This is a genomic window from Pelodictyon luteolum DSM 273, assembly GCF_000012485.1.
Lineage (GTDB): Bacteria > Bacteroidota > Chlorobiia > Chlorobiales > Chlorobiaceae > Chlorobium > Chlorobium luteolum.
Genome location: NC_007512.1, coordinates 1,800,022 through 1,812,441, shown reverse-complemented (window position 1 = coordinate 1,812,441; position 12,420 = coordinate 1,800,022). Strand labels below are relative to the sequence as shown.

10 protein-coding genes are annotated in these 12,420 nt (G+C 58.3%); 4 read left to right on the top strand and 6 right to left on the bottom strand.

What is annotated here, in order from left to right; translation table 11 throughout:
- Positions 1-37: 37 nt before the first annotated feature.
- Positions 38-3,592, bottom strand: coding sequence for a pyruvate:ferredoxin (flavodoxin) oxidoreductase (nifJ, locus tag PLUT_RS08365; protein WP_011358343.1), 3,555 nt, complete (start codon positions 3,590-3,592; stop codon positions 38-40).
- A 259-nt stretch (positions 3,593-3,851) separates the two neighbouring features.
- On the opposite strand from nifJ, the gene rlmB reads away from it, so the two are divergent.
- The 3 genes from rlmB to gcvPA all read left to right on the top strand — a co-directional run bounded on the left by rlmB (position 3,852) and on the right by gcvPA (position 6,419).
- Positions 3,852-4,598 carry a 23S rRNA (guanosine(2251)-2'-O)-methyltransferase RlmB gene (rlmB, locus tag PLUT_RS08360; RefSeq protein ID WP_011358342.1) on the top strand — a complete coding sequence of 249 codons (747 nt, stop codon included), beginning with the start codon at positions 3,852-3,854 and terminating at the stop codon, positions 4,596-4,598.
- Between the two features lie 97 nt (positions 4,599-4,695).
- The gene (gene gcvH / locus PLUT_RS08355) at positions 4,696-5,079 is read left to right on the top strand and encodes a glycine cleavage system protein GcvH (protein ID WP_011358341.1); all 384 of its coding nucleotides are present in this window, start codon (positions 4,696-4,698) and stop codon (positions 5,077-5,079) included.
- A 5-nt stretch (positions 5,080-5,084) separates the two neighbouring features.
- Positions 5,085-6,419, top strand: coding sequence for an aminomethyl-transferring glycine dehydrogenase subunit GcvPA (gene gcvPA / locus PLUT_RS08350; RefSeq protein ID WP_011358340.1), 1,335 nt, complete (start codon positions 5,085-5,087; stop codon positions 6,417-6,419).
- Positions 6,420-6,507: 88 nt separating this feature from the next.
- Here gcvPA and dapA read toward each other — a convergent pair whose 3' ends face one another.
- From dapA to PLUT_RS08330, 4 genes are all read right to left on the bottom strand, one after another.
- Complete coding sequence (gene dapA, locus PLUT_RS08345; protein ID WP_011358339.1) at positions 6,508-7,398, bottom strand: 4-hydroxy-tetrahydrodipicolinate synthase; 891 nt, start codon at positions 7,396-7,398, stop codon at positions 6,508-6,510.
- Positions 7,399-7,481: 83 nt separating this feature from the next.
- Positions 7,482-9,203 carry a DNA repair protein RecN gene (gene recN, locus PLUT_RS08340; RefSeq protein WP_011358338.1) on the bottom strand — a complete coding sequence of 574 codons (1,722 nt, stop codon included), beginning with the start codon at positions 9,201-9,203 and terminating at the stop codon, positions 7,482-7,484.
- A gap of 54 nt (positions 9,204-9,257) precedes the next feature.
- A complete protein-coding gene (locus PLUT_RS08335) occupies positions 9,258-9,467 on the bottom strand; it encodes a Sec-independent protein translocase subunit TatA/TatB (protein ID WP_011358337.1) in 210 nt (69 codons plus the stop codon).
- Positions 9,468-9,579: 112 nt separating this feature from the next.
- Entirely contained in the window at positions 9,580-10,218 is a 639-nt protein-coding gene (locus tag PLUT_RS08330) for a phosphatidylserine decarboxylase (protein ID WP_011358336.1), read from the bottom strand.
- A gap of 133 nt (positions 10,219-10,351) precedes the next feature.
- Here PLUT_RS08330 and tilS point away from each other — a divergent pair, with 133 nt between their 5' ends.
- Entirely contained in the window at positions 10,352-11,350 is a 999-nt protein-coding gene (gene tilS / locus PLUT_RS08325) for a tRNA lysidine(34) synthetase TilS (RefSeq protein WP_011358335.1), read from the top strand.
- Between the two features lie 20 nt (positions 11,351-11,370).
- On the opposite strand, the gene PLUT_RS08320 is transcribed toward tilS, so the two are convergent.
- Positions 11,371-12,417 carry a hypothetical protein gene (locus tag PLUT_RS08320; RefSeq protein ID WP_011358334.1) on the bottom strand — a complete coding sequence of 349 codons (1,047 nt, stop codon included), beginning with the start codon at positions 12,415-12,417 and terminating at the stop codon, positions 11,371-11,373.
- Between the last annotated feature and the right edge of the window lie 3 nt (positions 12,418-12,420).

Here is a 12,420-nt window from a genome sequence, read left to right as displayed (position 1 = left end):
TCCCGCCGTTCTTTGTTTCTGACTGAACAGAATGGCTTTACTTGGCCTCGAAGGTGCGTGCTGCCAGGTACTCGTAATGAGCATAGCGGGCGTCCACCTCTTTCTGGATTGCTTCGAAGTAGACGTCGGCAATCTCCGGGTGGCTTTTCTTGAGCATCCTGAAGCGGTTCTCCATATTGAGGAACTGCGCCACAGGGATTTTCGGCTTCTTCGAGTCAAGCTGCAGGGGGTTCAGCCCCTCTTTCATGCGGTCCGGGTTGTAGCGGAAGAGGAGCCAGTGACCCGAATCAACGGCTGCTTTCTGATTGTCAAGGCCGTGTTCCATGTTGATGCCGTGCGCAATACAGTGCGAGTATGCAATGATGATCGAGGGGCCATCGTAAGCCTCTGCTTCAAGGAACGCCCTGAGGGTCTGTTCGTCACGGGCACCGAGGGCAACCGATGCAACATAGGCGCTGCCGTAGCTCATCGAGATAAGCCCAAGATCTTTCTTCGTGACCGGCCGGCCGGCTGCAGCGAATTTTGCAATCGCCGCTTTCGGGGTGGCTTTCGACGCCTGTCCGCCGGTGTTGGAGTAGACCTCGGTATCGAGAACCAGAAGGTTGACGTTCTTGTTGCCTGCAGTGACATGGTCGACGCCGCCGTAGCCGATGTCATAGGCCCAGCCATCTCCACCCACACCCCAGACGCTCTTTTTGACGAGCATGTCAGCAACCGAGAGCAGGTTCTTTGCGTCGGAGGAACCGATGCCGGCAATTTTCGATTTAAGTACCGCCACGCGTTTCCGCTGCTCGAAGATTTCGGGCTCACTTACCTGGCGGGCTTCGAGGATTTCACCGACGAGGGTGTCGCCGACGGTGCCGGACATTCTCCGGAGGAGTTCAGAGGCATATTCCTGCTGCTTGTCGATGGAGATCCTGAATCCGAGAGCAAACTCCGCGGTATCCTCAAACAGGGAGTTGGACCATGTCGGTCCGAGACCCTCTGCATTGCAGGTATACGGGGTGGTCGGCAGGTTTCCTCCGTAGATCGATGAACAGCCGGTGGCGTTGCCGATGACGAGGCGGTCGCCGAATAGCTGGGTCATCAGCTTCACGTACGGGGTTTCGCCGCATCCCGAGCAGGCGCCCGAGAACTCGAAGAGAGGTTCCTGCAGCTGCTGTTCCTTGATCAGCTTCGGGTTGATTTTCGTACGGTCGAATTCCGGGATGTTGACGTAGTAGTTCCAGTTGTCGACTTCCGTTTCGCGAAGCGGCTCCTGCGGCGCCATGTTGAGCGCTTTGCGCTCTGGGTTCGCCTTGTCGCGGGCCGGGCAGATGTGCGCACAGACCTTACAGCCGGTGCAGTCCTCGGGAGCCACCTGTATTGTGTACTTCATGCCTTCCCAGTTCACACCCTTGGCTTCCATCGATTTGTATGTGCGGGGGGCGTTCTCGAGGTATTTCGGGTCGTAGACCTTTGCGCGGATTGCCGCGTGGGGGCACACCATAGTGCATTTTCCGCACTCGATGCAGAGGTCGGGTTCCCAGACCGGGATATGCGAGGCCAGATTGCGTTTTTCAAACTTCGCGGTTCCGGTCGGGTAGGTGCCGTCTGCCGGAAGGGCGCTTACGGGGATTTCATCGCCTTCGCCCGCAATGATCTTGGCAAGGACGTTGCAGACAAAGTCGGGGGCTTCTCCGACGATTGGTGCACGCAGCGTTTTCTTGCTGTCGGCGACTGCGCCGATTGCGACTTCATGCAGGTTGGCCAGCGTGTTGTCGACTGCCTTGATGTTCTGGTTGACGATCTCATCGCCTTTCTTGCCGTAGGTAACCCTGATGGCGTGCTTGATCTGCAGGATGGCCTCCTCACGGGGGAGAACACCGGAGATGGCGAAGAAGCAGGCCTGCATGATGGTGTTGATGCGCTGGCCCATGCCGCTCTCGCCGGCAACCTTGTAAGCGTCGATCGAGTACATCTTCGCCTCTTTTGCAATCAGGTGCTCCTGCACGGTGCGCGGCAGGTTGTCCCATATCTCTTCGGGGGAGAAGTGCGAGTTGAGGAGCAGCGTACCGCCTTTCTTGAGGTTTTTAACCAGGTCGATCATCTCGAGGAAGATCCAGTGGTGGCAGCCGATGAACTGGGCCTCGGTGATGAGGTAGGTCGAATGGATCTCTTTGGGTCCGAAGCGAAGGTGCGAGGTCGTGATTGATCCCGCCTTCTTGGAGTCGTAGACGAAGTAGCCCTGAGCGTAGTTCGGGGTGTTTTCGCCGATGATCTTGATGCTGTTCTTGTTGGCGCCGACCGTACCGTCGGATCCGAGGCCGTAGAAAAGTGCGCGGAACATCTCGTCCGGCTCGATGGAGAACGCGTGGTCGTAGTCGAGGCTCAGGTGTGTGACGTCGTCAACGATGCCGACGGTGAAGTGGTTCTTCGGCGAGGCCGCGGCCATGTTGTCGAACACGCCCTTGACCATGGCGGGGGTGAACTCTTTCGAAGAGAGCCCGTAGCGGCCTCCGGTGACTTTCGGCATGGCTGTAAGGAGTCCTTTGGAGACACCTTCCATGAGGGCGTTGACGCCATCGAGGTAAAGGGGTTCGCCTGCGCTGCCCGGCTCCTTGACACGGTCGAGGATCGAAACGGACTTGACGCTCTTGGGGAATGCGGCGACAAAACGCTCGATGTCGAACGGACGGAAGAGGCGGACATTGATGACGCCGACCTTTTCGCCGCTTTTGTTTAGGTATTCAACGGTCTCGCGGACGGTTTCGACGCCGGAGCCCATGAGCACGACGACGCGCTCGGCGTCAGGTGCTCCGTAGTACTGGTAGATTTTGTAGTTGCGGCCGGTCAGCTCACCGAACCTGTCCATCATCCGCTGGGTGATGTCGGAGGCTGCGGTGTAGTAGCTGTTCACCGTCTCCCTGCCCTGGAAATAGGTGTCGGGGTTCTGCGAGGTGCCGCGGATGAATGGTGCGTCGGGGGTCATGCGGCGGCTGCGGTTTGCGATGACGAGATCCTCGGGGACCATCGCCTTGATGACATCGTCTGAAACGACCTCGATTTTTGCGATTTCGTGGGAGGTACGGAAACCGTCGAAGAAGTGCATGACAGGGACGCGCGATTCAAGCGTCGCTGCTGCGGAGATGAGACCTATGTCCATTGCCTCCTGGACCGAGCTTGAAGCCAGAAGCGAGAAGCCCGTGCCGCGGACGGACATGACATCGCTGTGATCGCCGAAGATGGAGAGGCCCTGAGCGGCCAGTGAACGTGCCGAGACATGGATGACGCAGGGGGTGAGTTCGCCGGCAATTTTGTACATGTTGGGGATCATCAGAAGGAGCCCCTGCGATGCGGTAAAGGTGGTGGTCAGTGATCCGGTCTGGAGTGCGCCGTGGACTGCGGCCGCCGCACCGGCTTCGCTCTGCAGTTCGTCGATTTTCGGAACGGTGCCCCAGATGTTCTTTTTCCCTTCGGCTGCCCATGCATCCGAATACTCGCCCATCGGTGATGCCGGTGTGATTGGATAGATGCAGATTACTTCGCTGGTGCGGTAGGAGACATAAGCGAGCGCTTCATTTCCTTCCATGGTTTTATATGTCCGGCTCATACTGGCTGTCACTGGATTTGTATTGATGAAACGCATGTACAAATACTGTACGACAGAAACAACTGCGGATGGAGTGGAATTAGTTGCTTCTGCCAGAGAAAAAAATCGATTCAAGGCGAATAGCAAGATAGAAAAAAAATCTGATATTGCTGAATTTAATTACATTCAGGTATCCCTCTCCCGCTTACAGGGACTCACCGCGGGCCGTGTTTTTGCGGGCCGATTCTTTTGCATAATTCTGCCATTTTCCAGACTCATGATGGAAGGGGAACATCCCGAAAACCTCGTCTACGGACGCAACGCTGTCCTTGAACTTCTCCGCGAAAAGCCGGAGAGCGTCGAGAAAATCTATTTCCAGTTCAACACTTCGCATCCGAAGCTGAAGGAGATCATCATTACTGCGCGGCGCCAGAAGATCGTGACGGGAAAGGCCCGCCTCGAGAAGCTCTCGCTTATCGCAGGGACCACGAAGCATCAGGGGGTGGCGGCCCTCATCAGTACGGTCAGCTATTACACCGTGGAGGAGCTGCTTGCCGCACCGCGCAACAGTGCGCCGCTGCTCGTCGTGCTGCAGGGGCTCGACGATCCCCACAACATCGGGGCCATCATCCGGACCGCCGAGGCTGTCGCTGCCGATGGGGTTGTCCTTGTCGAGGGCAAGGGAGCTCCGGTCAACGCTGTCGTGCACAAGGCTTCAGCCGGTGCCCTTTCGCACATGCGGGTCGCCAAGGTAAAAAGCCTGGTGCGATGCCTTGAGCTCCTCCACCGCGAAGGGATTCAGGTGCTCGCCACCGACATGGAGGCCGAAACGAACTATACCGATGCCGATTTCAGGAAGGCCACTGCCATTGTGCTCGGAGCGGAAGGCTCCGGCCTTGCTCCCGAAGCCATGGAGTTCTGCGACCGGGTGGTGCGCATTCCGATGGCGGGTTGCGTCGAGTCGCTGAACGTCTCCGTTTCGGCGGGCGTGATGTTATATGAGGCCATGCGCCAGCGCCTCTCCTAGGGAGATGCCGAGGGCGTCAGCGTCGCATTTGTTTGAAAAAAAGTATTAACTTGACCCACGCGCATCAGCTGTTTTCAACCACTTAACCTTTTCTGTCATGAACGTCCCAGCCGCTCTCCGCTACACCAAAGACCATGAATGGATACAGCTGCTCGACGATGGCGCGACTGCGCTTGTCGGCATCACGGATTTCGCCCAGTCGGAGCTCGGCGACATCGTGTTCGTGGAACTGAAGCCCGCAGGCACTGCCCTGAAGGAGCATGAGATTTTCGGAACGGTTGAAGCGGTCAAGACGGTTGCCGACCTGTTCGCTCCCGTGGCCGGTGAGATCCTGGAGGTGAACGCCGGACTGGACAGCGCCGAAACAGTGAACCAGGACCCATACGGCAGCGGCTGGATGGTAAAGATGAAGCTCGCCGATCCGGCCTCAGTCGCTAATCTGCTCGACGCCGCCGCCTACCGCGAACTGATCGGAGGATAATCAACATGCCATTCATCGTCAATACCGATGCGGACAGGGAGTCGATGCTCCATGCCACAGGGGTCTCCTCCTTCGACGAGCTGATTGTCGACATCCCCCGTGAGGTCCGCCTCAATAAAGCTCTTGAACTCGCACCCGCTGCCGATGAGATGGAGGTCCGCTCCATACTCGAAAGCATGGCCGCGGCGAACCGCAGCACGGCCGACTATGTCAGCTTCCTCGGCGGCGGCGCCTACGACCATTTCCTCCCTTCCGCCATCAAGGCGATCGTCTCCCGCAGTGAGTTCTATACGGCCTACACGCCCTATCAGGCCGAGGTGTCCCAGGGGACGCTGCAGGCCATCTACGAATACCAGAGTCTCATCTGCCGCCTCTACGGGATGGACGTGACCAATGCATCGATGTACGACGGGGCCACGGCTCTTGCCGAAGCGGTGCTGATGGCCATCGGCGTCAACGGCCGCCAGAAAGTGGTCGTGGCCGGAAAGCTGCATCCCTGGAACAGCTCGGTACTCAAAACCTATCTCGAGGCGTCGGACCACAGTGCCGTCGTGCAGAATGTTGTGGAAGACGGTGTCGGAAGTATTGAGGTCCTCAAGGGGCTCATGGACGACACGGTCGCGGCCGTTGTCGTGCAGCAGCCGAATTTCTACGGATGCCTGGAGGACGTTGAAGCCATCGGAAGGCTCGCCCATGAGCACGGCGCGCTTTTCATTGTCTCCGCCAATCCGGTCTCACTTGGCGTGCTTGAGGCTCCCGGCGCTTACGGAGCCGACATCTCGGTTGGCGAGGGCCAGCCCCTCGGCAGTTCACAGAGCTTCGGCGGCCCGTACCTCGGCATCTTTTCTGTCCGCCAGGAACTCGTGCGCAAGCTCCCCGGCAGGCTCGTCGGCATGACGAAGGATTCTAACGGTCAGGACGGTTTCATCCTGACGCTCCAGACCAGGGAACAGCATATCCGCAGGGAGAAAGCCACATCGAACATCTGTTCCAACCAGGCGCTCAACGCTCTGCAGGCAGCCGTATACCTCTCTCTTCTCGGAAAACAGGGCCTGAGTGAAGTTGCCGGCCAGTCGCTCTCCCGGGCGCACTACCTTGCCGGAAGGATCGCCGCCATCCCCGGATTCTCAATCCGCTATAATGCGCCGTTCTTCAATGAGTTCGTCGTCGATACGCCCATTCCGCCCTCCGAAGTGGTCCGGAAGATGCTTGAGAAAAAAGTGTTTGCCGGCTGCGATCTCGGGGAGTTCGGAGATGAGGGTCTGCTTGTCGCAGTGACGGAAAAACGCACGAAAGCGCAGCTCGACATGTTTGCCGATGCGCTCGGCGAACTTGCCTGAGACAGGGATTACAGGCGATATGGACGCACCCAATAAAGAAGGGCCGGTAAAACCGGCCCTTCTTTATTGGGCAATCTTTTTTGTGCGTTCAGATCAGTCCGAGGATTTCGAGTTCACGGTCCATTTCGGCCTTTGATGCCGCTGAGAGGGGGACGAGGGGGAGGCGGTATGTTTCCTCCAGCATGCCCATCCGCGTAAGGGCGTATTTCACCGGCACGGGATTGCTTTCGATGAAGTTGAGCCGGAGGAGACGGCGGTACTTCCGGTTGATTTTCCGGGCCTCTTCGAGATTGCCTTCACTGACGCTGTCGACCAGGCGCTTGATTGCTCCCGGGATCTGGTTGGCCGCTACAGAAATGACCCCGTCGCCACCCATGGCCATGAAGGGGAGTATGAGCGGGTCTTCGCCGGTGAGGACCGAGAAGCCCTCCGGCCGGCCGTCGAGGAGTTCGGCGATCTGCTGCATGTTGTCGGTGGCCTCTTTGACTGCCGTGATGTTGGCGAAGTCACGGGCAAGGCGGAGGACGGTGGCCGCATCGACATTGCATCCGGTCCTGCCCGGGACGTTGTAGATGATGATGGGCACCGACACGGCTTCGGCTACGTGGCGGTAGTGCTGGTAGATGCCTTCCTGCGATGGTTTGTTGTAATAGGGTGCTACGGAAAGAATGGCTTCAGCTCCGGCGGCTTCGGCGTTTTTGGCCAGGCGGACGGCCTCGACGGTTGCATTGGTTCCGGCTCCTGCCCCGACGATGATCCTTCCCTTCGATGCATCACGGACGGTCCGGATGATGGAGGCCTGCTCGGCTTCGGTGAGGGTCGGCGATTCACCTGTGGTGCCGCAGGGGATGATGATGTCGGTACCGGCTTCCAGATGGAATTCAACGAGGCGTATGAGTGCTTCGACATCGACCGTAAGGTCTTTATGGAAGGGTGTGACCAGCGCAACGGCGGAGCCTCTCAGTTGTCGTGTGGACATATGCTGTGTTCTTGTTTTCGGTCGTGAATGTTCAATGTGCCGAAGTATAAGGCAATCTTCCCGATTTTCTAAACAGCCGGCCCTCAATCCTCGTTTGACGGAGTTGAGTGTGCAGCCTGAAGCAGCTCTTCGGCAAGGTTTCGGGATATTGGAGTGACCTCCTCACCGCTGATGAGTGAGGCTATTGCCTCCCGCCGCATATCACCAAGGAGCGGGGTGACCCGGGTTGTGGTCCTGCCGTTTTCAACCGTTTTATGGACGGAAAGGTGGCTTTCCCCCATCGCAGCGATCTGCGGCAGATGGGTGATGGCGATGATCTGGTAGAGCCGCGAAAGGTTCTGCAGCTTTTTTGCGACGCTCTGGGCGATGCGGCCGCTGATGCCGGTATCGATTTCATCGAAAATGAGGATCGGCAGCTCGGCAGTACCCGCCAGCGCGCTTTTCATGGCGAGCATAATCCGCGATATTTCACCGCCTGATGCGATTTTTGCAAGCGGTCGTGGCGGCTCGCCGGGGTTGGCCGAGAGCATGAACTCGACCGTGTCGTATCCGGCACCCGAAAGCTTGTAGGTCTTTCCCTCAACCTCAACCTCCCCTTCGGGATCCTCTTCATGGGTGAAGCGGGTCATGAAGACGGCCTTCGGAATGCCGAGTTCCGTGAGGTGCTGCATGATGGTTTCCTCAAGCCTCCCTGCCGCCTCCCGCCGCCGCGTTGAAAGCGCAGCAGCTGCCAGAGAGAGTTTCGCTTTCTGTTCCTCTGCCCGGGTCTCTTTTTCCTTCAGTCGCTCTCCGCTTTCCCCTTCCTCCGAAAGTATGGCTTCAATGCGCAGGAGCATCTCCGGGAGCTCATCAGGCGTGACCCCGAATTTTTTTGCCGTCCGCTGGATTTTGTGCTGTCGTTCCCTGAGGCTTTCCAGCCGTGCCGGGTTGAAGTCGATGGCGGACCTGTAACTCCGGTTGAAGCGGTAGAGTTCGTCGACAATGCCGGAGGCGTTCCGGGCCTCCAGGCAGAGCGGTTCAAAGCGGGGGTCTACTGCCGCGAGTTTTTCGATGAGGTGCAGGACCCTTCCGAGCTCCGGGTAAATGGCGCCTTCTCCTTCATAGAGGATGACGCTCAGTGCTTCGCTATGTTCTGCGAGGGCTTCGGCGTTTTCAAGCAGGTTGATTTCCTGCTCTATCTCTTCACTCTCTCCCGCACCGGGTCCGAGGTCGGCCAGTTCGCGCTGCTGGAATTCGAGAAGATCCCGTTTATCCTGCATTGCCGCGGCATTGTCCCTGATTTCACGGCACTGGCGGCGCAGCTCGCGGAGCGCTTCCTGCATGGCCGTGCAGGAAGCCGCATCAGCAACAGTGCCGGCGAAGTCGTCAAGCATGCCGATGTGTGTGGCGGGGTTGAGGAGCATCTGGTGCTCATGCTGTCCGTGCAGGTCGATGAGGAGGTCTCCGGCAAGACGGAGGGTGCCGGCGTTGCAGGGTGTATCGTTGATGAAGCTCCGCGACTGTCCGGTGGCGGAGAGCTCCCTGCGGAGGATGAGATCTTCCGTTGTTTCGATGCCGGCGGACTCCAGAAGCGGCGCCATAGATGCCGGAATGTCGTGACGGAAGACGGCTTCGATGACCGCCTTAGGGGCCTCGCTCCGCACCAGCTCGCTGCTTGCCCGATCGCCGAGGACAAGGCCCAGGGCACCGAGCAGGATCGACTTGCCTGCACCGGTTTCACCGGTGATGACGGTGAGGCCCTGCTGGAACTCCAGGGACAGCTCTTCTATCAGGGCAAAATTTCTGATGTACAGGCTGTGAAGCATGGCTTGTGGGTATGGGAGTGGTGGAAAAAGCCCGGTGTCGGGCTTTTTCTGGCGTTATTCCCTGTCAGGACCGAAGTCCTTTTTCTTCGGGGTCTCGTCGTCCATGGCCTTGTTGAACTCATCCTCCATCTCGTTCTGGGCTTTCTTGAACTCCTTCATGCCTTTACCGAGCCCTTTTGCCAGCTCGGGGAGTTTTTTTGCGCCGAACAGCAGGAGAATGATCATGAGTATGAGTATGAGCTCCTGGCCGCCTAGTCCAAACATCTTCAGTCCTCCGCAAGGGGTTAAAATAGTGAGTCTTGTATTCCTAGATACCTATATAATCAATAGGGCTGCCTTATACAAGCATTTTCCTGAGCCCCCGGGGCTCAGGGGTTCACCAGCGGGCGATCACGGTTTCACCGGCACGGGTCTTACCTCCGATCGTTACTGCGGGAGTCGATCCCTGCGGGATGATGATATCTACTCTCGAGCCGAATTTGATCATGCCGAACCGTTTTCCTGCCTCCACCGCTTCGTCCATCCGGAGGGGGCAGACGATGCGGCGTGCAATGAACCCCGAGACCTGGCTGAAGAATATCTTCAGGCTGTCCGATTCGATGCCGATGTCCATACGTTCGTTTTCTTCCATGCTCTTATGGTCGAAGGCCATCTTGAACGAGCCGGGATGGTACTGGAGGTGCCGGATCCTGCCGCTCTGAGGGATGCGGTTGACGTGGACATTCAGGGGGGACATGAAGATGCTTATGAGGGTCGAACGGCTTCCGGTGAACGGGTGGTCGCGCTCTTCGACAAGGATTACCCTGCCGTCGGCCGGTGCCAGAATGACGCGGCCGGTTTCAGCCGGGGTCCGTTCAGGGTCGCGGAAGAACCAGAACGCGAAGCCGAGGATGGCGGCGGCCGAGAGGATGAGGACCGCTCGCGAAACGGGTGGAAAGAAGAGCCCCGTTACGGCGATGGCCGAAGCGAAGATGGTGGTTTTCAGGATGGTGGAGCGTCCGTAGGGTGTGAGCATGACAGGAGGGGCTGGGTGTCTGTTTGGTTGTATGATAATGAATTTATCGGTTTACCCCGCAAATCGTGGCGGATTTTCAGCCCCGCGCATTCAGTACCGCTTGCGTATATTGGCAGGACGTAGCGGCAGGACAATGAAAAAAACGGATGGATTGAACACGCTGGAAAAAAGGTTTCTGGAACAGATCACCCTTCATCGCCTTGTCGGACAGGGCGACAGGGTGCTTGTTGCCGTGTCCGGTGGTGCGGATTCGATGGCGCTCCTCACGCTTTTCATTGCGGTGCAGGCTGCTCTCGGCTGCACCCTCGCCGTCGTCCACTGCAATTTCGGCCTCCGGGGCGCTGAGAGTGATGCCGATGAAGCGTTCGTTCGTGAGTGCGCCCGATTGATGGGTCTGCCCTGTTTTGTGCGGCAGTTCGATACACTGGCCTCGTCCGTGGCAGCCAGGCGCTCGGTTGAGGAGGAGGCCCGGGTACTCCGCTACGGGTATTTCCAGGAAATCATCGAGAGGGAGGGGTATACGAAGGTTGCCACCGGCCATCATGTGGGAGACAATGCCGAAACCATGCTCTTCAACCTGTTCAGGGGCGTGACGCTTCCTTCGCTGCGGGGGATCCGGTCCCGCCGCGGACACATCATCCGCCCGCTCCTCTTTATGCATCGGGCGGAGATTGAAGAGTATCTCAAACAACAGGGGACAGGATACCGGACAGACGCCACGAATGCCGACGACCGGTACGACCGGAACTTCATCAGGAACCGGGTGATCCCGCTCGTCGAGGAGCGCTTCCACGGCAGATTCCTTCCGTCGATGCAGCGTCTCTCAGAGCAGTCGGGGGAACTGGAGGCGTTTCTTGAGCTCTATTTCGAGCGGCTGCTTGCCGGGAACCCGGAGCTCTCTGCAGGGCAGGGGTGGCTTGGCGTGGACGCTCTCCGGCAGTTGACGGCTTTTGAGCAGAAGGAGGTGTTCAAGCGGGCTCTTTCGCAACTCGGTCTTTCAGTCGACAGTGCCGTTCTCGGACGGCTGACAGGCCTTCTCGGGCTCCAGCCGGGAAGAAGGGTCGAGTTGTCGAGAGGGATCGAGGTGCTCTGGAAGGACCGCCGGCTCTGTTTCATTTGCCGGCTGTCTTGATGGTGACCGATGGGGGGGCTTCAGTTATTCCTGCCGCTGCTTCCGGTCGCGTGCGTGAATGTTTCAAGCGGAAGATCGGCCCTGATGATCACTGATTCGAGGTTCTGCTGAATCTGGATCTTTTCGAGCAGCGCTCTTGTCTCAGGCGTGGTCCTTTCCGTCGACATGGCGGAGAGCTTCACTGCGCCCCAGAGGAAGGTCGAGGCGAACCAGGCAGCCGGCTTCGTTTTGTACACCCACTCGGTTTCGGCTTTGATTCCGTCATTCATTTTTATCGAGAGGGCCAGATGCTGTATGTGGTTCAGGTTGCCGAGGGTATTAACATCGCTGTTTTTCGATGTCAGGCTTTTCAGGGCGCTTGAGGTCCATGCGGCCGAGGGGAGCGCGAACCAGAGATGCGACTTGTAGGTGGCCTTCTCAATCATGGCTACTGCCAGCGAGTCGCGGGTCAGGAAACTGCCTTCGGGATTGAGGTAGCCACTGAGCATCGTTTTGTTGTCGGCCAGTACGGCTTCGTTGGGCCCTGTCCGGGAGACCCAGAGGGTGCTGTCGATCCCGTAGCATTGCTGCCCGGCAATACTGGCGGTTTGCCGGCTGGCGCGCTGCAGCAGTTCATCGGTGAGTTTGGATGCGAACGGACCCTTCGCCACGCAGAGGAAGTGCTGTTCGCGGTAGCCGCTTTTGCGGAAAGTGACGAGGAGTGTGTCGATATCACGGGCTGGAATGATGGCTGCCGCTGTCATCAGTTTCTGAAGGGTTTCAGGGGCTTCGAAGAGCGGCAGGTCCCGCAGTGAGTCGGGAAGCACCTCCTGCCAGAACCGGCTCTGGCGGACATCTTTCATGCCAAGATAGATGATGGCGTCAGAACGGCCGGGGATACGCTCTATGAGGGATTTGACGGCTGGCGGGAGCGGCTCGGGCACGGGCCGCGGTTTCGGCCAGTTGATCCAGAAGAGAACAGAAAGGAAGCCGAGAAAACCAAGGAGGCTCATCACCATGAGGAGCCCGGATCCTTTCTTCAGTGATCGCTTCAGCGGTGCACCCGTGCCTTCGGGATTGCTTTTCATCTG

Coding starts and splice junctions, on each gene's coding strand:
- nifJ (WP_011358343.1), bottom strand. CDS start 3,592: ATGAGCCGGACATATAAAACCATGGAAGGAAATGAAGCGCTCGCTTAT.
- rlmB (WP_011358342.1), top strand. CDS start 3,852: ATGGAAGGGGAACATCCCGAAAACCTCGTCTACGGACGCAACGCTGTC.
- PLUT_RS08320 (WP_011358334.1), bottom strand. CDS start 12,417: ATGAAAAGCAATCCCGAAGGCACGGGTGCACCGCTGAAGCGATCACTG.
- PLUT_RS08330 (WP_011358336.1), bottom strand. CDS start 10,218: ATGCTCACACCCTACGGACGCTCCACCATCCTGAAAACCACCATCTTC.
- PLUT_RS08335 (WP_011358337.1), bottom strand. CDS start 9,467: ATGTTTGGACTAGGCGGCCAGGAGCTCATACTCATACTCATGATCATT.
- gcvPA (WP_011358340.1), top strand. CDS start 5,085: ATGCCATTCATCGTCAATACCGATGCGGACAGGGAGTCGATGCTCCAT.
- dapA (WP_011358339.1), bottom strand. CDS start 7,398: ATGTCCACACGACAACTGAGAGGCTCCGCCGTTGCGCTGGTCACACCC.
- gcvH (WP_011358341.1), top strand. CDS start 4,696: ATGAACGTCCCAGCCGCTCTCCGCTACACCAAAGACCATGAATGGATA.
- recN (WP_011358338.1), bottom strand. CDS start 9,203: ATGCTTCACAGCCTGTACATCAGAAATTTTGCCCTGATAGAAGAGCTG.
- tilS (WP_011358335.1), top strand. CDS start 10,352: ATGAAAAAAACGGATGGATTGAACACGCTGGAAAAAAGGTTTCTGGAA.